Source organism: Nostoc sp., assembly GCF_036916735.1.
Classification (GTDB): domain Bacteria; phylum Cyanobacteriota; class Cyanobacteriia; order Cyanobacteriales; family Nostocaceae; genus Nostoc.
In genome coordinates this window covers 59485-81310 of record NZ_JBALFV010000107.1, presented here as the reverse complement: position 1 = coordinate 81310, position 21826 = coordinate 59485, and the positions used below count along the sequence as shown (strand labels likewise).

The 21826-nt window shown below is 41.1% G+C and carries 22 protein-coding genes and 2 pseudogenes; 12 read left to right on the top strand and 12 right to left on the bottom strand.

Annotation, left to right across the window (positions count from 1 at the left end; genetic code table 11):
* Window positions 1-269: 269 nt before the first annotated feature.
* The 3 genes and pseudogenes from V7L20_RS32870 to V7L20_RS26240 all read right to left on the bottom strand — a co-directional run.
* Window positions 270-446: pseudogene (locus V7L20_RS32870) on the bottom strand (helix-turn-helix domain-containing protein); the annotation flags it as partial.
* A 215-nt stretch (window positions 447-661) separates the two neighbouring features.
* Window positions 662-1408 (bottom strand): SDR family NAD(P)-dependent oxidoreductase, encoded by a 747-nt coding sequence (locus V7L20_RS26245; RefSeq protein WP_334746890.1) that lies wholly within the window; start codon window positions 1406-1408, stop codon window positions 662-664.
* 511 nt (window positions 1409-1919) lie between these two features.
* Window positions 1920-2108: a hypothetical protein gene (locus V7L20_RS26240; protein WP_334746889.1), complete on the bottom strand. Its 189-nt coding sequence runs from the start codon at window positions 2106-2108 to the stop codon at window positions 1920-1922.
* A 62-nt stretch (window positions 2109-2170) separates the two neighbouring features.
* Here V7L20_RS26240 and V7L20_RS26235 point away from each other — a divergent pair, with 62 nt between their 5' ends.
* The 3 genes and pseudogenes from V7L20_RS26235 to V7L20_RS26230 all read left to right on the top strand — a co-directional run bounded on the left by V7L20_RS26235 (window position 2171) and on the right by V7L20_RS26230 (window position 5800).
* On the top strand, window positions 2171-2683 hold the full coding sequence (locus V7L20_RS26235) for a hypothetical protein (protein ID WP_334746888.1): 513 nt from the start codon (window positions 2171-2173) through the stop codon (window positions 2681-2683).
* Window positions 2684-3564: 881 nt separating this feature from the next.
* Window positions 3565-4319 (top strand): annotated as a pseudogene (locus tag V7L20_RS32865) (ISH3 family transposase); the annotation flags it as partial.
* Window positions 4320-4900: 581 nt separating this feature from the next.
* Window positions 4901-5800 (top strand): XDD3 family exosortase-dependent surface protein, encoded by a 900-nt coding sequence (locus V7L20_RS26230; protein WP_334746887.1) that lies wholly within the window; start codon window positions 4901-4903, stop codon window positions 5798-5800.
* A gap of 133 nt (window positions 5801-5933) precedes the next feature.
* Here V7L20_RS26230 and V7L20_RS26225 read toward each other — a convergent pair whose 3' ends face one another.
* Together V7L20_RS26225 and V7L20_RS26220 are read right to left on the bottom strand one after the other, a co-directional pair.
* Complete coding sequence (locus tag V7L20_RS26225) at window positions 5934-6077, bottom strand: hypothetical protein (protein WP_334746886.1); 144 nt, start codon at window positions 6075-6077, stop codon at window positions 5934-5936.
* A 14-nt stretch (window positions 6078-6091) separates the two neighbouring features.
* Entirely contained in the window at window positions 6092-6319 is a 228-nt protein-coding gene (locus tag V7L20_RS26220) for a hypothetical protein (protein WP_334746885.1), read from the bottom strand.
* A 168-nt stretch (window positions 6320-6487) separates the two neighbouring features.
* Between V7L20_RS26220 and V7L20_RS26215 the strand changes: the two genes are divergently transcribed.
* Window positions 6488-6793, top strand: coding sequence for a hypothetical protein (locus V7L20_RS26215; protein ID WP_334746884.1), 306 nt, complete (start codon window positions 6488-6490; stop codon window positions 6791-6793).
* Window positions 6794-6898: 105 nt separating this feature from the next.
* Here V7L20_RS26215 and V7L20_RS26210 read toward each other — a convergent pair whose 3' ends face one another.
* On the bottom strand, window positions 6899-7141 hold the full coding sequence (locus tag V7L20_RS26210; protein ID WP_334746883.1) for a hypothetical protein: 243 nt from the start codon (window positions 7139-7141) through the stop codon (window positions 6899-6901).
* A 258-nt stretch (window positions 7142-7399) separates the two neighbouring features.
* Between V7L20_RS26210 and V7L20_RS26205 the strand changes: the two genes are divergently transcribed.
* The 3 genes from V7L20_RS26205 (at window position 7400) to V7L20_RS26200 (ending at window position 8909) form a co-directional block, all read left to right on the top strand.
* A complete protein-coding gene (locus tag V7L20_RS26205) occupies window positions 7400-7843 on the top strand; it encodes a tyrosine-type recombinase/integrase (protein ID WP_334746882.1) in 444 nt (147 codons plus the stop codon).
* Between the two features lie 308 nt (window positions 7844-8151).
* On the top strand, window positions 8152-8268 hold the full coding sequence (locus V7L20_RS32860) for a hypothetical protein (protein WP_442943639.1): 117 nt from the start codon (window positions 8152-8154) through the stop codon (window positions 8266-8268).
* Between the two features lie 317 nt (window positions 8269-8585).
* Window positions 8586-8909: an IS5/IS1182 family transposase gene (locus tag V7L20_RS26200; protein WP_334746881.1), complete on the top strand. Its 324-nt coding sequence runs from the start codon at window positions 8586-8588 to the stop codon at window positions 8907-8909.
* A gap of 113 nt (window positions 8910-9022) precedes the next feature.
* On the opposite strand, the gene V7L20_RS26195 is transcribed toward V7L20_RS26200, so the two are convergent.
* Window positions 9023-9547: a pentapeptide repeat-containing protein gene (locus V7L20_RS26195; protein ID WP_334746880.1), complete on the bottom strand. Its 525-nt coding sequence runs from the start codon at window positions 9545-9547 to the stop codon at window positions 9023-9025.
* A gap of 162 nt (window positions 9548-9709) precedes the next feature.
* Between V7L20_RS26195 and V7L20_RS26190 the strand changes: the two genes are divergently transcribed.
* Window positions 9710-10282, top strand: coding sequence for a Uma2 family endonuclease (locus V7L20_RS26190; protein ID WP_334746879.1), 573 nt, complete (start codon window positions 9710-9712; stop codon window positions 10280-10282).
* A gap of 12 nt (window positions 10283-10294) precedes the next feature.
* Window positions 10295-11488, top strand: coding sequence for an MFS transporter (locus tag V7L20_RS26185; RefSeq protein WP_334746878.1), 1194 nt, complete (start codon window positions 10295-10297; stop codon window positions 11486-11488).
* 99 nt (window positions 11489-11587) lie between these two features.
* Here V7L20_RS26185 and V7L20_RS26180 read toward each other — a convergent pair whose 3' ends face one another.
* Window positions 11588-11734 carry a hypothetical protein gene (locus tag V7L20_RS26180; RefSeq protein WP_334746877.1) on the bottom strand — a complete coding sequence of 49 codons (147 nt, stop codon included), beginning with the start codon at window positions 11732-11734 and terminating at the stop codon, window positions 11588-11590.
* 1042 nt (window positions 11735-12776) lie between these two features.
* Between V7L20_RS26180 and V7L20_RS26175 the strand changes: the two genes are divergently transcribed.
* Window positions 12777-14753, top strand: a complete 1977-nt coding sequence (locus tag V7L20_RS26175) for an AMP-dependent synthetase/ligase (protein ID WP_334746876.1) — start codon at window positions 12777-12779, stop codon at window positions 14751-14753.
* Window positions 14754-14794: 41 nt separating this feature from the next.
* Complete coding sequence (locus V7L20_RS26170; protein WP_012412623.1) at window positions 14795-15244, top strand: YlqD family protein; 450 nt, start codon at window positions 14795-14797, stop codon at window positions 15242-15244.
* A gap of 88 nt (window positions 15245-15332) precedes the next feature.
* Here the strand turns inward: V7L20_RS26170 and V7L20_RS26165 are convergent, their stop codons facing one another.
* Complete coding sequence (locus tag V7L20_RS26165) at window positions 15333-15803, bottom strand: hypothetical protein (RefSeq protein ID WP_334746875.1); 471 nt, start codon at window positions 15801-15803, stop codon at window positions 15333-15335.
* 505 nt (window positions 15804-16308) lie between these two features.
* Here V7L20_RS26165 and V7L20_RS26160 point away from each other — a divergent pair.
* On the top strand, window positions 16309-17610 hold the full coding sequence (locus tag V7L20_RS26160) for a dihydrolipoamide acetyltransferase family protein (RefSeq protein ID WP_334746874.1): 1302 nt from the start codon (window positions 16309-16311) through the stop codon (window positions 17608-17610).
* Between the two features lie 176 nt (window positions 17611-17786).
* On the opposite strand, the gene V7L20_RS26155 is transcribed toward V7L20_RS26160, so the two are convergent.
* The 3 genes from V7L20_RS26155 to V7L20_RS26145 all read right to left on the bottom strand — a co-directional run bounded on the left by V7L20_RS26155 (window position 17787) and on the right by V7L20_RS26145 (window position 21780).
* Window positions 17787-19310 (bottom strand): hypothetical protein, encoded by a 1524-nt coding sequence (locus V7L20_RS26155; protein WP_334746873.1) that lies wholly within the window; start codon window positions 19308-19310, stop codon window positions 17787-17789.
* Window positions 19307-20059 (bottom strand): ABC transporter ATP-binding protein, encoded by a 753-nt coding sequence (locus V7L20_RS26150; protein WP_334746872.1) that lies wholly within the window; start codon window positions 20057-20059, stop codon window positions 19307-19309. The genes V7L20_RS26155 and V7L20_RS26150 overlap by 4 nt, the downstream gene beginning before the upstream one ends.
* A 539-nt stretch (window positions 20060-20598) precedes the next feature.
* Window positions 20599-21780 carry an RtcB family protein gene (locus V7L20_RS26145; protein ID WP_334746871.1) on the bottom strand — a complete coding sequence of 394 codons (1182 nt, stop codon included), beginning with the start codon at window positions 21778-21780 and terminating at the stop codon, window positions 20599-20601.
* Between the last annotated feature and the right edge of the window lie 46 nt (window positions 21781-21826).

Below are 21826 nucleotides of genomic sequence, written 5' to 3'. Positions count from 1 at the left end.
TCGCAGAGACTAGCTTGACAGTAAAATAGCTCTTGCAACATCTTGGGTAAAGGGCAAAACGGCGCTTTGCCAATCCACTAAGCATTTTGTCACGTGTGGCTCTTCACCTTTTTGAAACCAGTAAGAACCTACAGGCAACAGAACATCCTTTTCGCCTGGTGTCAACTCATCCAGGACTCAAAGGCGTCAAAATGGCCGAAGGCAATGCTTTTACCGATTAAAAAACTCCGTACAAACCTGCGGCATTGAGTCCTCAGAAGCGAGGCGAGCTACTTAAAAAATTGGCCAGGAGTCACTCCAAACCTTTTCCGAAACGGGGCCACAAAGGCACTGAGTTCGGAGTAACCAAGTTTATCTGCGGTCTCGTTGACTGTCATTCCTTCCGCAAGGAACTCCAATGATTTTTCTAAAAGGAAGGCCCTCTTCCAAGCTGCAAAAGGACTTTTTACATCTTGTCGCTGCCGCTTTTGCGTAACACATTTTTAACCAGCTAACGTTGCCCATTACCCGCCGCAGATAGCCTTAAACATTAACAGATGAACTCTCGACGGTCAGTGTGTAGGGGCATTGTTAGGGCGTTGTTAATTGGCTTTGAAGCCGATTTTGCGGCAGTTGGCAACATGAACATCTGATCTGCCGTCACTCAAGTTGCCTCTTTGCACTAAATCTTTGCGCCACCATTAACCACAATGTCTTGCCCCGTCAGCCAACGTGCTTTTTCCGATGCCAAGAATACGACGACTTCAGCAATATCTTCAGGAGTTCCCAAACGCCCCAATGGAGAGCTTTGAGCCGCTACTTTTTGATGTTCCACGGGTGCGTTGTCGAACATTCCAGGAGAAGTTGGGCCAGGAACTACGCTGTTAACCGTAATCTGGCGCTCTCCTAGTTCTTGAGCCAGCACTTGTGTGAACATTCTGACTGCCGCTTTGCTGGCTGCATAAATGGTTGAACCAGCGTGTGGGTAAACACTCGTGCTGGAAGAAATGTTGATGATGCGTCCGCCATTTCCGATATGAGGTGCGGCTTCCTGCGAGCAAAAAAGGACAGCACGAACGTTCAGGTCGAATACAGCTTCGTAGTCCTCTTGCGTGACTTCTGCCAAAAGTCCTCCTCGTGCAACACCGGCATTATTCACCAAAATATCAAGTTTGCCCAAGTGTCCCGTAATCTCTTGAAACAAGCGACGAATATCTGCAATGTTCCTAAGATTCGCTTGCAGGGCAATAGCTCGCCCACCCTCAGCTTCGATAGCGGCTACAACTTCTTGCGCGGCATCGGCACCACGCGAATAGTGAACAATGATCAAAGCGCCTTGCGCCGCCAGCCCCTTGGCGATAGCGCTTCCAATGCCGCCAGACGCACCTGTAACAAGTGCGACCTTTCCATCCAGATTTTCAGTTGACATGAGACCCCCTCATTTACCTTCAATGTGAATTATACAAAACGCAGCCATGCCGCGCGCGACGGCTTAACGTTCTGATTAAAAGAAAAACGCATTGCTCAAAGAAAAAAGCCATTTGAAGAAAAAGAGTCTTACCGATGGGTGGAAGCGTTTAAAAAAGTAGAAAACCTATTTATTAGTTTAAAAACTCCCATAGGAGGACAGACTTCAAGAGTCGTTCATAATTCAAACCAAAAAGCGTTTAAAAAGAACTGCAACTTTAGAAGTTAGATTTTGTCCAGTTTCAATAAATCCTCCTTCAAGATTAAAAAACTCCGTCCGTTTCAATGTTTATGCTGTTTATGCAAAAGAAATTGATACTCCTGATGGGTGCGAACCAGTAGAGTGGATGCTATTAATAAGTGAATCTGTACTCTCCCAACAAGATGCCGCGTCAATTTTGCGTTGGTATACGTAACGGAAAGCGAGTGGAAGAGTATCATAAAATTCTTAAATCTGGCTGCAAAGCAGAAAGCTATCGTTTGGCTAGTGAGAGTATGTCAGTCAGAGTAGCCAACTTCCCCTTCGTGTAAGATTTCCGAATCACCAGCCGGGGTCTGACAATACCTTTGGGTGTGTAGATATCTTGAGTTTGTAGCGTACAGCATTCGCGGATACGGCAAGCACTAAACAGGCAGACACCAAACAGTGGCACGTTTTGCATAAAACTTGTGCGCTTGACAGTAATAAGTAAATACAGGTGATATTTAAAAAGGAAACATTACTATGCTTATTAGCTGCCTTAGAATACCCGTAGCTTTTGTCGGATTGGCTTTACTATCTACTATGGTTAGTGTTCCTGCCTTTGCCAAAGAACAAACCAAACTTCAAGTTGTTAAACCACTGACAATCGTACAAGGCTCAACCGATATCAATTCCGGCGGTGTTTGTATTGGTGTTGATGGTGGCCCTTGTTATCCGCCAAACACTCTGACAACTCGCTTCATTGTAATTCAAGGTAAGGTAATTAGCATTGAGGGTCGGACAGCAACGGTTCGCACACCTGACATTAGACCTGTGTGTAAACCAGCTCAGCCCTGTCCACAGTACATCATTGCCGGGGTGACGTTTACCGTTGATACCACTTTTGCTTTGTTTGAGTCCGCAGATGGCACAGTTGTCTCTGACTCGCTTACGGTAGGAAAGTCAGTCGTAGTTGCGGGTAGAGTTGATCGTACTGCCTCCCCCTTACAAAATCGGGTACTGCAAGCCCAGATTGTGGAACAGGATGCCGATTGAAGAAATAGAAACTCAGGGCACACAAAGTGCTTGCTTGCTATTTACCCCGAAAAAAATCACTCTCTTAAATGATCTGTGATACCGAAAGTTACGCACTTGGGCTTGATGAGCCGCTTTCAATATTCCGATCACCAGGAATAAAACTGTACCAATTGAAGTCTCTGAAATTTAGGAGCTTTAAAACCTTCCTGTGCAGTATTAAATTGTTGTACCAAATAATCTATCCCACATTCCGCACTTTATCGTGTAATACACGAGGATTTCCAACATCCAGCTAACTACCAAATACCGACATTTTCGCCATAATCAGAAGTGACGCCAAAGGCGGCAAGCGATCGCCCTTGGCTCATTACCAGTACACAGTAGCCAACTACACACAGCAGCTTACAGTAGGGCATCTGGTGTAGAGCGACGAATTATTTGACCAAAACGGCAGATTTTTTGTCAACAATTGAAATTCTTCTACATTGCTTGCTTGTTCAAGCAATTTCTATAGCTTCATATCAGAAACGCTAAAAATCAGATTCTTCTGGAGCGAAGCTTACAAGCTTGAAGAACTTGACAAATTATTTGTCGCTGCGGTCAAATAATTCCTCGCTTTACAAATGGCTAACAATATCCGTATCCGCGCAAAGCTACGGCACGAGCAATGCACCCCAAAGCAAGGAAAAGATTCTTTATAAAAATGAGATGAGGGCGTTTTTGATTCACTAGGATCATCAGTAAACCAAAAAGTTTTTCCCTGCATAGCGATCGCTAATTAAGTATGCGTAGTTTAACGTGCTATATTTAACTCAAATAATAAGTAATTTTTATACCATTCTGAAAGATTTCAAAAAATGAAATGATGAAAGTAGTGTGTAGCATATTGGCTAAAAAAATTGACTGTTTTATCATCAGAACTGGTTTTAACAGACTCAGAAACCCTTGAAGAGGTTATTGAGTGCTTAGTAGAAAACTTTTCTTTTTAATTCTCAAGGGGTATGTGACTAACAAACATTAGAAAGAGATTCTCATCAAAGCAGCTAGAAGTGGGGATAGTCTTGAAAACACTGCTAAATTATTAAAGAATGTTCCGACAGCAAATGATATTAGATATCATCTCAATAAAATCAATAATTTTGAAGAATTAGAGGCGCAAATTAATCTGGCATTGAAAAGCCGAATTCCTTGATGGTTTAAAAAAAGCTTGTTTAAAAATAGCGATTGATTTAAATCTAATTTGCTATTATGGTAAACCCACATTATAGGAATTACCTTACATATATCGAAGTCAAGCCAAATCTGGTACTCATTCATTTTATGCCTATGCAACTTTATATGTTATTAATAAGAATAAGGTGTAACTCTAGCTGTCAGAGGTGTTCGCCGACTAGACACTAATGTAGCAATAATTACTTATTTATTGGCAGAACTTGAATCCCTTAAAATAAATGTAAAAAAGCTCTACCTAGATAGAGGATTTTTTAATACTCCTATAATCAGATGGTTGCAAGCATGAGACATTCCATTTATTATGCCTGCTATCAAGACAGGAAAAAAGGGAGGAATTAAACAGTTTTTCAAAAGGAGAAAAAGTTATAAAACTATCCATACCATTACAAGAGACAAAGATGATTTACTGGACTTTAGACTAAAAAGCAGAAAATGACTCAGGGAAGCTGAGTTGAAAACAAGCAAAGCCAAAAAATTAAAAAATCAGAAATCAAGCAGTTTTTTAGGCGGCTTTACGTGAAACAGTAGTACGCTTTTTAACCATTGGATAGCGAATTCTACGCTGTCGGGGTTGTCCGGTCTTCCAACCAGGGGATTTACCTCTCTTTAGATATCTATAATAACCAATTCATCAATAATAACTGGTTGTTAATATTTAATAGTTATGCCTAATTATTTTTTTTGGCATAACCTCTGTGAGCGTGTTTTCTATCTCTTGCAGTGCTTTGTCGATGGTATCCAAGGTAAGTGCGGCGCTCCGAAAAACTTACGTAAACTCTTGGCTTTAGTAGTCAATATTTTGACACCTGTAGCCTCTTGTTATTGCTACAACATAATCAATTCTTCCCCTTCACTTACGTATTTTCTAGGGCTTTACAAAATCCATCTGTTAAATTTTACTCAATCTTTATTCAGCCTCAACCCCTAAAAGCTAAGAACTTTATAGCAACTTGAGTAAGCTATTGACTAGCGTAACAACTCATTCTTACTTGCGAAAAATCCATGCGTATTAAAAAAGCTTTTTTATACACAGCAACCCTGACTTTCAGCATAATGTTACTAGCTGGACAAAAAGCAAATGCCGGACAACTCTATAACAGTTGGGACTACGGTATTGACTCAAATAGCGATGGCTCTGGCGGAGCCGTTTTTGACATCAAAGGTATGGCTGTCAAACAGTCAGGTGATAAAGTTTATGTTGCGCTCACTGGCGGTATGCCCTTGGGTGGAACAACCGACCCGGATGATTATTGGAATCCGGGTCACTCTGTCAACATTGGTTGGAGTGACTTGTTCTTTAACTTCTCAGGACAAGACTTCCAAACTGCTAGCAATAACGGGCAGTTATTTGCAGTCAAGTTTGCGGACTACGGTAGTGACTTGTCAACGGGAGTTTATCAAGGAGTAACAGCCAAAAGTATAACTACTGAGCATGGTGGCTACAGTAACTTGAAGTGGTATTATGACTGGGGTTGGGGTCAGAATAACACCCAAGGCACAGACTTCGCGACTGCACAAGATGTCTACAACTATTACTACCCGACTACAGTTGCTCAAAATCCAACTTGGGATAACACCCCGATTCTCAACGCCATTGGTAATGGTACGAAAGTGGGCAATATCTCCATGCTCAGTGACAGTGAGTTGAGTGCCGCAGGACTCGATTTTGGACATTTTTCTGCCACAGGAGACTACACTATTGGATTTGCATTTGACAAAGCGTTAATTGGCAGTGGCGACTATGTTAGCAACATTTTCCTAGAGTGCGGTAATGATGGAGATGCACTCAAAGGTAACTTCAAGTCTACTCCTGAACCGGATGCTGGGGCAGGCTTATTCATTCTCGGACTGGGCTTCGGGATGATAAAGAAGCGTCAGCGTCGCAAAAGTTTATTAGCTTAAGATTAAATACCACGCGCCAGGGCAGGGCGATCGCCTACTGATCGCGGGAGCATCTCTGAGGCGGCTGGCAATTTTCCCAGGTGCGTAGCTTGGAATGGCACGCTCCATACCGTATCTATCCGGTTAGATGTTTTTAATAACTAGTTTTGATATAAATAACAGGTTGTCGCAATGGCGTACCCGCCCACTCTCTTGTGATCGCATCTACTAGGATCGCGCTTCCTGCGATGGCGTACTCGCCCTTGACGGTGGCGATGTCTGCGGCGGGCGTAGCCATCGCCTACCGAGCGTCTACATCATCGCTTGAATAGTTATGCAATATTTATTTTCTTTTGGCATAACTTCAATGAGCGCGTTTTCTATTTCTTCCAAAGCTTTATCAAGCGCGTCTAACCGCTTGCGATTTTCCCACTCTTGATATGCGATCGCAACAAGAGGATCAGTTCCCAGCCCTGTGCTACTGCCTACCCTGCCTATGTGTTGATGGCAGGTAAACTCTGGGTTCTTGCCGCCGTTCACTTATGAAAAATGCTTATGAAAAATTTTTCAGGTGGCAACGACTGCTGGTAATTTCCTCCAGGTATCGCATCAACTCGCGTAGTTAGGTTTTTTGCCTAATCTCTAAAAATCCACCAATCTGTATAATCGAGAATATAATGAAACGGTTTATTTTTGCTATGGGATTTTATGAGTCTTGTAAATATTGGGCAGTATTTTTTTAATCCAAAAGATGTCGTTTTTGTTGACACAGAATACATTGAATGTACCGATATTAATATAAATCTTTCTGATAGCGAATTGGCGGGGCTTTATCCAGAAAGTGAAAGACCCGTTTTAGTAAAGCTAAAATGGGATGCTATACAGGGGCAAGAAACCCGTAGTTTTGTAGTCTATAACGATGAAGCAAAAATGTTGAGAAAGTATTTTAAAGACGTTGAAAATCCTGATATCCAATTTTTAAATAAAAAAATCCCACCTTTAGGGCGGGGCTGAGGAACTTTACAGCAACAATATTTTGACAGGACTAAGTGTAGCGAACTGTAAACATTTTGAAGTATTTCTGTTTGCAGTTCGCTACAACTAAGAGAGTATAAAATTTTAAATCAGTTTTCTTAAAGTTTCGCTTATTATTCCATCTTGTACGTCAACGTGTATTGTGGCTCCATCATCCAGTGCTACCCAACCACCTCCTTTATGTCCTCTCGTAATTACAGATAATTTACATCCTGTATTTACTAATAATTTTTCGGCTTCTTCAATTGTTTTTCCGATTAGGTTATCTGTGTCAAAAGCGCGCATAATTATTTCCTCAATGGTATAAACTAAGTCTTCCCGTTTCAAACCGGAAAACTCTTTTCTGTCCTCACGGGCGACAAATAGGTTATGAAAAATCCAGTTCTAGCGATTACTGGGGATGCTAATGGTGTAGCAAGGGCGAAAACTTCTCACCAATCGAGGGTCACATTGCTGTAGGCTATGGGTTACAGGTTCTACAGTCTGACGATGAAAATCAATCGGCACGGACGCGCCAAGGTTCTAACGTAGTCAGAGATACAACTAATCTTCAGTCATGGGCTGCATAATGACCGCGATCGCACTTTGTTCGGTGTCTGCCTGTTTAGTGCCTGTAGAATCCGTGAATGCTGTACGCTACAAACTCAAGATATTTGCACACCCAAGGGTAACGTTAGACCGCAGTTTGTCATTAGAAAGTCAAACACTAAAGGCAAGCTGGCAACCAGGGCAATCCCAGTGATTGAAGACTTGCGGCGGTTATTGAGCGAATACTACCCACTGGGAGGAGATGATTATCTGTTTCCCGGTCGCAGTGATGGACACATCAGCGAAGACTCAGCTTCTAGGATTTTGAGAGAAGCTTGCCAGCAAGTAGACATTTATGGAGTGAGTAGCCATAGTTTTAGAAGAATTGCATTAACTCAGATGAGTAACGCTGGTATACCGTTGAGAGTTATTCAAGAGATATCAGGGCATCGAAACTTAGAATTGGAGTTTAGACTAAACTCCAGTTTACTGCAAGACTAAAGAAAGACCACCTATGTTTTAAATATTGTTCATCACGAAGTTAAAGGTGGGAACTGAAATCAACTTTCTTGCTTGATTTTGAGTCATTACCGCTGACTACCAATCTTTAACAAAAAATTATCTTAGCTTACCCTCATCACTTCTATAGAATCCATTTGATATCTTTTAGGCGATCAAGTAGAATCAACCGAAATTAGGTGCATTTAAGCAGGTGAGGGTGGAAAATGGGGTATTCAAGTGATTTAACAGACAAAGAGTGAAAAATAATTGAGCCATTATTGCCAACTAAGAAGAAAACTAGACCCCCTGTGTGGACAAAACGACAAATCCTCAATGGTGTATTTTATCAACTGAAGAATGGTTGCAATTGGGCTGATTTGCAAGCGAGATTTTCCGCCCTATTCTACTGTCTTCTGGTACTATAAGCATTGGTGCCAGGACGGTATCCTTGATAATATTATCACCAATTTGCATGGCAGGGTGCGTGAACAAGTAAAAAAAAACCGCAGTGGACGACTCTAATAATGATTGACTTCCCTTGCAGTCAAAAACACTTGTAATGCCAGTGTTGAGTCCAAAGGGTTTTGTTTTTACAACGCAACAAATGGCATCAAAAGACATCTAGCAGTTGATCTACTGGGCTTTCCCTTCTTTACGCATTGCACCAAAGCCAGCATCTGTGATCACCAAGGGTTAATTGAGATGCTCTCAATTAGCATGGATTATTTCCAATCCAAACCAATTGAGTTACCATTCGATTACAATCCTGATAATTCATGGCTATCATCCTGAGAAACTTACCCAAGCGTTAGAGCAGATTTATCCTCAAATCATCAGCAAAATCCAGTTTGAACTTTCACCTAAGCCATCGAAAGCTGAAAAAGAAGCTAATGGACAGTCTGGATTTGTTCCTGTCGCCGCTAGATGGGTAATTGAAAGGTCAAACGCTTGGGTAGAGCGATGTAAAAGTTTAGTCAAAAATTTTGAACGTACACTCGGTCGTGCTAATGCCAAGCTCAAGCTTTGTTTTATCAGATTGATGCTCAAAAGACTAGCTGCTAGATAGAAAAAGATATCAAATGGGTTCTATAATCGCCAGGGCTAGTATGAATTGAGACTTGACAAATATCCTCTTACCTTGTTCCGAATGCACCCCTCATGGCTGCAATTAGAGATGAACTAAAATTCTCCGAAAAATGGGCCGCGTTTAATAGTGCCATCGGGCATAGTGGTATCGTAAACAAAATTACCATAACTCCAAATAATGTTTGGAGCGATGTAAGCATCTCTGAAGTTAGTTTTAATCAGAATAGCGAACTCGAAACCACTGATGTTGGCTCTACAGAAGAGAGCATTAGTAGCATTCATGTGAGCCAAATTGGTTCCTCCCAAATCCGCTTCAGTCAAGTCACACCAAGACAAGTTGGCGGAATACAAATTAGCATCCCTGACAATAGCACGTTTCAACCAAGCGCCTTCCAAGGAAACACCAAACAAATCGGCTCGACACAGATCGGCTCGACACAGATCGGCTCGTCTCAAATAGGCTCCGCGCAAGTTGATATCTCTCAAAATAGCGCCTTCGAGGTCAATCGAACTGTCGAGGGGAACACCCTCGGATTGAATCAACTCAATCCCAGCAAAGTTTCGCTCTCCATCAGTATACCGAGCCAACAACTCCTCAGCAGTTATTTCCCAAGGCATGATTTAACCTCCAAGTTTTTTTCTAATCTCAAATATATGGATGTTTAAGCCTTTCTGGGCGGTTTCTGTCTAGAAAAAAATAGCTTTGTCTAGTATACTTTGTGAATTTTCAAACATCCTTTTATGATTAAAATACAAGAGCAAGATTAAAGGAGTTAGCCGATGAGTCAGACACTTAAGACAGGAGTACACTGGACAATTCACGATGTGGAACTCTTCGCAGAAAATGAAGGGACGCGCTACGAGATAGTTGATGGAGAATTATTTATGACCAGGACACCTCACTTTAAACATCAGCAAACTTGTGGCAGAATTTTCCGACAACTTGATGTTTGGTCAGAGTCTACTGATTTAGGGGAAGCTGTGATCAATCCCGGCGTTTTGTTTTCAGAATCAGATAATGTGATTCCTGATGTAGTTTGGGCTACTAAAGAAACCTTGGCGCTAACATTGGATGAAGGGGGACATTTAACTGGCGCACCAGATTTGGTAGTCGAAGTTTTGTCTGCTAGCCAGGAAGACCTAAGACGGGATAAAGAAGCTAAACTTAAACTTTATTCTTCTAGAGGAGTAAAAGAATATTGGATTGCTGATTGGCGATCGCGTAAACTAGAGGTCTATCGACGTGAACAAAATCAACTTAAGCTGGTAGAAACCCTATTTAGTAGCGATATTATAATTTCTCCTTTATTACCTGGTTTTAGCTGTACTGTGAACCAGTTTTTTCCTATATAAATTTTAGGTTGAATGGAAAAACAAATCTTAAGTAATACATTAACTAAAGTCCAGGTGCTAATGATGGCGCTCGCATCTGGTGTCTGTGTTGCTAATGTTTATTATAATCAGCCAATTCTCCAAGATATTGCATCATCTTTTCGAGTCAGTGAAGGCGAAGCGGGCAGCATATCTGTGCTTACGCAAGTTGGTTACGGTTTGGGGATTTTCTTTTTAATCCCCTTGGGCGATAAAATCAACAAGAAAAAATTAATTCTTTGCTTACTGACATGTTTGTTCTGTTTGTTGATAGGCATGACGTTCTCACAAAACATCATCGAAGTTTGGATATTGAGTATAGCAATTGGGATTGCGACAGTCTCCGCGCAGATTATTCTTCCTTTAGCAGCAAGTATAGATAGAGTAACTACAGGCCAAACCGTAGGCAACATTTTTACTGGTATATTAATTGGAGTTTTAGGAGCAAGGGTTTTTAGTGGATATATTGCTGAATGGTTGAGTTGGCGTTATGTATATGGATTTTCGGCAGTAATGATTTTAATTGTTATTGTATTGTTAAATATATATTTGCCTAGTATAAAAAATGAATTTAAGGGTTATTATTTTGAATTATTAAGTTCAACACTTCACCAATTAAAACGCTTTTCATTATTAAGAGAAGCGTCTTTAATTAGCGGATTATTGTTTGGTGTATTTTGCTCATTTTGGACAACACTGACTTTTCATTTAAGCGGAGCGCCTTTTAATTTTCAATCTGACACAATTGGGATGTATGGCTTTGTGGCGATCGCAGGTGCATTAATGGCACCAGTTTTTGGTAAACTAGCCGATCGAGGTAACTCCCAACGTTCCTTGACTGTTGCTGTATCGATGGTAATTGCCAGCTTAGTAATTGCTCAAATTGCTTCTAATTCTGCACTGGCGATCGCTGTTGCTGTATTGTTACTAGATGTAGGTGTGCAGGCAACCCAAGTTACTAATGTTGCAAGAATATATACTCTTGATGCTCAATCGAATAGTCGCATCAACACAGTTTATATGACTACCTATTTTATCGGCGGTTCTGTAGGTACTAGCATTGGTCTATTCTGCTGGAATCTTGGTGGCTGGAATTTGGTAACTTGGCAAATGTTATTTTTTACTTTGCTCGCATTTTTTATTATTGTTAGACCTAAAATGACTACAGCAAGAATAAATAATAAATAATCAAACTTTCATTTTTGAATATTATCCTAAGATATCGCCTTGCACCAACAACTAAATTTTCTCCTCATCAAGGCGATATCTATAGATAGTCAGCTTATATTAAGAAAAGCTGGGAATTTCAGAGTTAGAAACTTCTGAGGTTGCAGTATTTTGAATTTTCACAGATAGAATCGCTAGCAATTTAGGCAGCGCTAGGCAAGCAACAGCATTTAGCAGCGTCAGTAATATACCATCGATTAAACTCATATATTAATCTTCTCTGTTTGAAAATTGGTGTTGACTATATTTTTAGTTTGAAGCAAAATCAGTAAAATTGCTTAAAAACAGAATTTAGATTTCTTTTATTGAATATAAGCTAAATAAATATATTTTTTTCTATAGCTGAGAATTGCAACCAGCAGAACCCCGACTTCTTTGAAAAGTCGGAGTTCTTGTTTCAATACGCTTGGGTTAAGGCTAAAACTCTTTATCAAAGTCAACAGTTCGGCTTCGCTCACTGTTGACCCTGAGCAAAGCCGAAGGGTCAAATTTTTTAACGAACCGCAGAGGCGCAGAGGGAACAGAGAGAACAAAAAAATGCTTAACTGAACCGTATTGGTTCTTGTTTCTCTGAATATTGGGGACAAACTTACGATAAATGGGTAAGCACTAGTGCTATGTATTGCGCTTTGCAAAGACAAAATTTGACACAAAAAATACTCTGTGCAGCTAACTTTGCCTGGTACACAATATAAGAGAGTTGACGCAGAAAGAGTTAATTTAATAGCTGGTCATTGGAAGTACTGAGTAATTTTTGCTGGCAAATAATCTATCAATTTGGAGAACACTTGACACAAAAATCAGGACTGAATTTACAGTATTGACTGCCTGTCAATGCATAAGCCGTACAATAAGGAAAACTGGTAAGTTGGATTTTAGCTACTTGTAATTTGGAAGCATTCGACAACGCTTCAGTAAGTTTGGTTTTCTGGGCCAGAAAAAGAGCTAAAAGCCTAGGTAACGCCATGCAAGCAGCAATGTTGAGCAGCGTTAGTAGTATAGCGTCTATCAAATTCATAGGTAATCATCTCCTGTGAAACGTAGGCGATTGCTGTTCTTAGCTGCAAACACAATCATTGCTTGCAGTCTATGTAAATTAACTTTAACATAAATTTTTGTAAATATAAACATGGAATTCCTGGAATTATCATACACAGAAGAGAATGTGGATAATAAGGACGGTTATTGTAGCGTAATAACAAAATAAGCTAAGAATTACGATTAGTTTACGATATTTAGGTAAGGTGTTATGTCAAAAACCCAAACCGCGTCTTCTTTTTTATCTAAGATCAGTGAACAAGAACGCCAGGCATTAAAGCGGTTGGTAGATTACACCAATGTGGAATCGCTGCCAGAAATTTGGCCTTTGGCAGCTGGGCGATTTGGTGATGTTGTCGCCCTCCGCAATCCTCATGCTAAACCGGAAGTAGTGATTACTTATACCCAGTTGGCAGAGAAAATACAACTATTTGCTGCTGGGTTGCAGGCGCTGGGAGTAAAGGTAGGCGATCGCATTTCCTTAATTGCTGACAACAGTCCTCGCTGGTTTATTGCTGATCAAGGCATAATGACTGCTGGAGGCGTTGATGCGGTGCGTAGCTCTCAAGCGGATAAAGAAGAACTGCTGTTTATCATCGCTAATAGTGGCAGTACGGCAATAGTAGTTGAGGATTTAAAGACACTTAAAAAACTGCAAGACCGCCTCAAAGATTTACCAACTCAGGTGGTAATATTACTTTCGGATGAACCACCACCGACAGACGAAACCCTAAAGTTGCTGAATTTTGCCCAGTTGCTCGAAATTGGGAAAAATCATAATTTTGTGCCAGTTAAGCAAAATCGTGACGCTCTAGCAACCTTAATTTACACCTCTGGCACCACAGGCAAACCTAAGGGTGTAATGCTGTCCTATAACAACTTGATGCACCAAGTGACAACCTTTGGCACAGTATTGCAACCAAATGTGGGCGATATCGTTCTCAGTATCCTACCTTCCTGGCACAGCTACGAACGAACCGTTGAATATTATTTACTATCTCAAGGTTGCACGCAAGTTTATACCAACTTGCGCTCGGTAAAAGCAGATTTGAGACAATTTAAACCCAACTACATGGTGGGTGTACCCCGCCTGTGGGAATCGATTTATGAAGGAGCGCAAAAGCAGTTCCGCGAACAACCAGCCAATAAACAACGCCTAATTAACTTTTTATTCAGCAATAGCGAGAAATATATCAAAGCGCGGCGAGTTGCTCAAGGATTGAGTTTAACTAATCTTCATGCTTCAGCTATTGAACGATTAGCAGCTAAGATCCAAGCATCTGCTTTATTACCCCTCCATGCTCTCGGAGAACGACTGGTTTATGCCAAAGTGCGAGAAGCTACAGGAGGACAAGTTAAGCAGATGATTAGCGGTGGCGGTGCGCTTCCCAGACACATAGATAATTTCTTTGAAATTATTGGTGTGCAGATTTTGCAGGGTTATGGCTTGACAGAAACTTCTCCTGTTACCCATGTGCGGCGTCCTTGGCGAAATTTGATTGGCGCATCAGGGCTACCACTCCCCGCAACCGAAGCTAAAATTGTAGATCCTGAGACAAAAGCGCCTCTACCAGTAGAACAACGAGGCTTGCTATTGTTGAGGGGGCCGCAGATTATGCAAGGCTATTACCAAAATCCCGAAGCGACAGCGAAAGCAATTGATGCTGAAGGTTGGTTTGATAGCGGCGATTTGGGTTGGCTGACACTACAAGACGACTTAGTGCTAACCGGTAGAGCAAAGGATACGATTGTCTTGACTAACGGAGAAAACATCGAGCCACAGCCGATCGAAGATGTGTGTTTGCGATCGCCATACATCGATCAAATTATGCTCGTCGGCCAAGATCAGCGCAGCCTGGGAGCCTTAATTGTCCCCAATCTTGAAGCCCTAGAAAAATGGGCAGCAAGCCAGAATCTGATCCTGGATACACAGAATAATCAAGTTACTTCCTCAGATAGTCAAAAAATTGACTTGGGGAGTAGAATGATCCAGGATTTATTTCGGCAAGAATTGAATCGGGAAGTGCAAAATCGTCCAGGCTTTCGACCGGATGACCGCATCGGAACGTTTAAACTCATCCTAGAACAGTTTTCCATCGAAAATGGCTTGATGACACAAACACTGAAAGTTCGACGACACGTCGTCACAGAACGCTATCGCGATATTATTGACGGCATGTTTGCCTGATAATTCCACCTGCTAACTATAAGAGTGAACGTGAAATATTTATGGATGTCTCCAAATCTAATTTGCTCCTGAAACGCGTCGTTAACGTCAAAGTCATTGTTACTCCCCTCTGGAAAGAGGAAGTACAACAGCAGCTGCAAACGCAAATCAATCAACTTGACCAGCAACTGCAACAGCTAGACGTCGAAGGACAAAGAGCGATCGCGGCAATTCAAAAACAGAGTTTGCAACCACCTGGCCCCCAGACCCTCCAACAAATTGACAATATCCAACTCCAAGTCAATCAAAAGAAAAGTGAATTCCTAGAGCAGAAAAATCAATTGTTGCAAAACCTCCAGCAAGTACAGTTTCTCCAGCAAGATCAGGAAGTTAACCAATTCCAAATGGAAGGCTTTTTCCGGGTAGAAATTGGTGATAACCTAATTAGTAAAATGCAGGTCGAAATCGTTCTGCGCGATGGCGTTGTAGAAGAAATTCGCGGCGACATTTAGTAAAGTTATGAGTTATGAGTTATGAGTTATGAGTTGAAATTCCTAACTCCTCACTTTTGTACAGACGCGATTAATCGCGTCTCTACTTTTAACTTTTGACTCCAGCCCAAACAATTTGCCACACTGGAGGTGAGCTAATAAAAAGCGATCGCCCAAAGGTGGTCATCTCAACTCGATATTTAATACCAACTGAATCATCACCCCGCTTGATTTGCGTAATCGTCACAAAGGCCTGATTCCGTTGCGGATAAGCTACCTCTACCTTTCGTGTTCCTCCCACTGATGCTATGTCGTCAAAGGCATTCAGGGCGAGGGTAGCAGGATCGCTACCTTGAAGAGATGAGCTGATCTTTTCTAGAGGTATAGTTTTATAATCGGAACGCTCTAAGTATGCCACAACCTCTTGAGACTGATGTATTGCTCTCACCTGCTGTGTTTGCCCATCACTAGTCTCAATAATCGGTGTAGATGGCTGACGCTGGATAATATAAACTCCAGCGCCAGCAGTGGCAAAGATACTTAGTATCACAATCAAAAAGAATTTTAACTTTGCCGACATAAAAGTAAACAGGAATTTCAAATAGGTTTATTACCAATTTTGAATTCTAGATTGAACTGCATTCTATATCCTCTAGCCCTGAGAAGCTCCTGTATCTTAAGCAGTGGTTATGAGGAATATTAAATAGCAATCCCATTTAATCTGTGAGAAACTCGTGGTGGTTTTGCAAGTCAATGACTAAAACGAGATCGAGATATTGGCTAACCATAGAGGATAGCTCTGTATTATAGACCTCTAAGCTATATTTAGGTTCCTAGAGTCAATCGATTAGTCGTCATTAGTCAAAAGCTAATACCCTATGCCCTTCAGGAGTACTGTACTGAGTAGTAATTTTCCTTATTTACTCATAACTCAGAACAGACTAAACCTTAGCTATCCGCGAACGTAACTGTTTGGCCCAATCCCCAACCTAAAATATAAACAGTCTAAAACTCTTCCATCAAGATACAATTCGATCTGACAAAAGCTGTTAAACTCCATAAACCATTGATTTCCAAACCACCCTATGAGCATTCACGAAGTATTTATGCCGGCGCTGAGTTCCACCATGACAGAAGGCAAAATCGTTTCCTGGGTGAAATCACCAGGGGACAAAGTGGAAAAAGGCGAAACAGTGGTGGTTGTAGAGTCAGATAAGGCAGATATGGATGTAGAAACCTTTTATGAAGGATTTCTGGCCCATATCATAGTTGAAGCTGGTGAAACTGCCCCGGTAGGATCTGCGATCGCCTTCATCGCCGAAACGGAAGCTGAAATTGAAACTGCCAAATCTGTTGCCAATTCTGGCGGCGCAGCTGCTACTCCTACCTCTTCCCCTAAACCAGTTGCCGCCACAGCCTCAGCCGCCACACCTGACGGTGCGTCTCAAAACGGTTCTAACCACAAAGAAGGAAGGCTTGTAGTTTCACCCCGTGCCCGCAAGTTAGCCAAAGAACTCAAAGTTGATTTAACTACACTCCAAGGCAGTGGCCCCTACGGTCGCATTGTCGCCGAAGATGTAGAAGCATTGTCTAATAAGGGCAAACAACCCGCCCCTGCCCCAGTTGCCCCACCAGCACCTGTACCAACCAGCGCCCCAGTTGCACCCCCAGTACCTCGGACACCAGCACCCACGCCAGTGGTAGCGGCTGTTCCTGGTCAAATCGTGCCTTTAACTACCTTCCAAAATGCCGTAGTGCGGAACATGGTAGCCACCATATCCGTGCCCGTCTTCCGTGTCGGTTATACAATTACCACTGATGGGTTAGACAAACTTTATAAACAAATTAAATCCAAAGGCGTGACAATGACAGCGCTACTGGCGAAAGCTGTAGCGGTAACGTTGCAAAAACACCCATTGTTAAATGCTAGCTACTCAGACCAGGGTATTGTTTATCATTCTGATATCAACATTTCCGTAGCAGTAGCGATGGATGATGGCGGATTAATTACACCTGTGCTGCAAAATGCCGACGCAGTGGATATATATTCTCTGTCACGTACTTGGAAGTCTTTGGTAGAACGTGCTAGGGCAAAACAACTACAGCCTCAAGAATACAACAGTGGTACATTTACCTTGTCAAATTTGGGGATGTTTGGCGTAGATAAATTTGATGCGATTTTGCCGCCTGGACAAGGTTCAATTTTAGCGATCGGGGCATCCCGCCCGCAAGTGGTAGCAACACCCGACGGTTTATTTGGCGTGCGCCAACAAATGCAAGTCAATATTACCTCTGACCACCGGATTATTTATGGTGCCCATGCTGCGGCGTTCTTGCAAGATTTAGCGAAATTGATTGAGACGAATCCTCAATCTTTGACAATGTAGTTTTGAAAAGACACCAAATTTAAATGTTAGCGCTATCAGCGAGTAGCAGTTTCTCGTAGAGTAGCGCTAACAATAAATAATACGTAGACTTAAATTTTTAATAGACAAACTATGTAGCGATATCACATCTTTACATAAGTTTATGTCCAAACTGATATCAAAGTGACATACGACAACTAATTGATGACACGCCCTAACTGACGACTACGCCCATAGGCTAATGCCACAACTAAACCAATCACAGCCAATAAAATCAAAACAGTATGCAAATGACCTTGTTGCAAGCTAAATCCTAACCATCCCCAAGAAAGCAAGGAAATAATTTCAAGTAAACTTAACAATACATCGAGTTTACTATTTTGCCTTCGTCGAAACAATTCTGTAAACTTTACAGGGCGAGAATTCCACAGACTGAGAGTTGCTGCACAAGTAGTACCAGCCAAAAAAACCACCATCGGCATAAACCACGGTTTACCGTTGACTATCAAAACAATAAACAGTGGTGATATGAATAACCAGATAGGAATTAATGCCGCTAACAACTTCAATTGATGCAGCTTTGAACTATTTACTGGTGAAGATTTGAGCAAATCTGGTGCTTCTTCCCCAGAAACGCAAATTTGCACTAAATTTAATGTCAAAGCTTCTGCCAACACTAAGCTCATCCCTAAAATACCACCATTGTTATGTTGTCGTAATATACTCAAAAATGCGAATGCGAGGAGAAATATTTGCAGAAATAGGCGTGAAATTAAATAAGGATTGCGCCGCATAATCCGCCATTCTTTGAGTAAAGCAACACGATTAAAACCACCAATAAGGCGAGTTGCTTGGGTTGGGCGCAGCTGACGATGTTCACTTGTAATATGCTGCTGTGTACCTGCAATAAAATAACGATGTAAAACTTCCACCGTTAACCACGTCAAACTGATACTAATTAACAACACTAACACTACTGACACCGGATCAAAGAAAATAGCCCTTGCAGGAAACCAAACCCAACTATCTGCACTCAAAAAGTTTCCTTTCGCTAACCAATGTTCTAACTGAAACCAAATTGATGCCGTGTTTCCATCCGTTTTTTTCAGGAGATTAGGTAACTGAGAACTCAAATATATAGTGATGATAAATAAAACTGTAAGAACTTGAGCAAAAGTCCGCGTCCGTTTTGCACCTATAACACGAACTAACCCTAAAACAAATAACATTGCTAAACTTGTAGCGCTTAAGCTAAGACCAATCAAAGCCGGGTAAAGCCCTAAAAGTTGAGGAATACCGAGTAATAAAGCGATTAAACTTACAGGAATTACAAATAAACAACCACTGAAAAAAGTTTTCAGGGCAATTTTTAACACTTGACTCGCAAAAATCACTTGACTCGAAATTGGTGATGACACAAGTAAATCTAAATCCCCGCGTTCAAATAACCCTATCAAGCTACTTCTCATCGCTTGGATAAAGCTATAGTAAAATCCGAACAACCAAACTACTACCGCTATCCAAATAGCAGAATCTGGTATGGTATGAAATGATATCGTACCTCGAATATTACCAGACGTAACCCCTAACCAAGTAAAATAAACACTACCCAAAAGTGCAAAAATACTGAAAACAAATATTGCTACAGGTCTAACAGTAATTTCACGCCACCACAAACTTAATTCGTAGCCCAAAAGCCAAGGTAATCTCCCTACTTTCATCTTGCACCTTCAACATTATTATCTTGAGTTAATTCTAAAAAGACCCTTTCCAAACTACCGCCTGCTTCACCACTTTGAGTTCTAAGTTCATCTAAAGTACCTTCAGCAACTAAGTACCCATGATTAATAATCCCAATTCGCTGCGCCATACGCTCGGCAATTTCCATAATGTGAGTAGTTAAAATTACCACACCACCTTGGTTTACAAACTCGGTGAGCATATTTTTGACTAAGCGGGCTGCGCCTGCATCTAATCCTGTTAGCGGTTCATCTAAGATAATAATTCTCGGCTGATGAATTAATGCCCCTGCTAAAGCAAGTTTTTGCCTCATCCCTCGCGAAAAAGTTTCACTAAAATCTCCTCTGTTATCCCACAAGTTTAATTGTTTGAGGAGTTCTTCGGCAGAAGATTGAGCTTTAGAAGGAGGAATTCCCCAAAGTCCGGCGATAAACTCTAAATACTCTATCGGACGTAGCTTGTTGTAGAGTAGAGGCTCTTCAGGTAGGTATGCTAAAAGTTGCTTTGCTTTTTGAGGCGATCGCCGGATACTATGTCCTAAGATCATAATATCCCCGTTATCTGGTCGTAGTAACCCTGCAATCATTCGTAGAGTAGTAGTTTTTCCTGCACCGTTGGGACCTAAAAGAGCATAAAATGAACCTTCTGCAATCTGCAAGCTGAGATTGTTTACTGCTTGGTGAGAACCATAATACTTGGTAAGTTGGGAAAGTTGAAGTGCGATTCTCATATGTTGTAATTATGCTTAATTCAAACGAAGCAGAACATTTTATTGAGGATATTATGCGAGCGATCGCCTAAGAATATCAATGCCCAGAAGTATTTCCAAAAGAGAAAGGTGTTATTGAGTTGGCGGATGTTACGGTCTATACAGTAATGTATACAATTGGCATATTTCTGGCGTGATTCTATGACGACGAATTTGTTCAACAACACGCTCAATTTATACTGATGGCGTCCCTAATTTCATGACGATAATCATTGCTTTGAATCTTCTAAAAATATTGCAATCATTTGTTTAGTTAGAGTTCCTAAGTTTGATAATGTTGTTTATCGAACCCTCAAATATCAATCAGTCTAGTTTTTTAGTTTTATGCAAGATACTATAAACAAACTTTATATTCCACATTCGGCACTTCAAAATGTCATACTTAATGCTTCAATAAATTTTATATACAAAACTTATTTAGTTGAGTATTAATACTTATATTTGCTAGGCTTTTAGCGTTTAAAAAATAAAAAAGTGGGCATTACCCACTCTACATAAATTTAGCCCTTAACACAAAGTACTTGCTTAAGTGTTGCTACAACCTCAACCAAGTCTGCTTGGTTTTCCATAACTTGTTCTATTGGTTTATAAGCACCAGGAATTTCATCTAACACGCCCTCATCTTTGCGGCATTCTACACCATTTGTTTGCTCAATTAAATCATCAAGCGTATAGACATTTTTTGCCTTATTTCTAGACAGCAAACGCCCTGCGCCGTGAGAGCAAGAACAGAAGCTGTGGGCATTACCTTTACCCTTAACAATGAAAGACTTTGCCCCCATCGAACCAGGAATAATTCCATAATCTTCAGTTTGGGCACGGACTGCACCCTTACGAGTAACGTATACATCCTCGTCAAAATGCACTTCTTTTTCGGCGTAATTGTGATGACAATTAACCTGCAATAAAGGTTTAGTTGCCTTCCCACCTGCGAGATGCTTCTCAACTATGTGCTTAAAACGTGCCATCATCACATCGCGGTTGACACGTGCATAGTTTTGTGACCATTGTAAATCGTGCCAATATGCCTGGAATTCTGGTGTACCAGCGACAAAATGAGCCAAATCAGGGTCAGGCAATTTATTACCAGCCATCTTTGCTAATTCTCTGGCTGTGTGAATATGACACTGGGCGAGTTTATTACCGATGTTACGCGAACCAGAATGCAGCATTAGCCAAACTTGATTCTCTGTATCAAGGCACACTTCAATAAAGTGGTTTCCTCCACCGAGAGAACCCATCTGTTTCATTGCTTTAGTTTGTAGGTCTTGCACACCACGATGCAAGTCTTTAAAATCATCCCAGTGTTGCCAATTGCTGACAGATTTTTCAACGTCTTTATTTTCGTTGAATCCAGTCGGAATTGCAGCTTCAATATCCAGGCGGATTTTCTTTAGTTTACCTTCCAGTTGTTCAGCAGTAAATGCTGTTTTGATAGCGCTCATACCGCAACCAATATCCACACCGACAGCTGCGGGAATAATCGCTTCTTTGGTTGCAATTACAGAACCTACTAAAGCACCTTTTCCTAAGTGAACATCTGGCATTAATGCGACATGCTTAAACACAAATGGTAATGATGCCACATTTTTGGCCATCTTGGTTTCTTCTGGTCCCAAAGAGTGATTTGCCCAAGATAAAACTGGTGCTGGTGTGGTAATTTCTAACTTTTCGTAGGGCATAATTTTTTCTATTTTAGATTTTTAATTTTAGATTTTGGATTGGGTA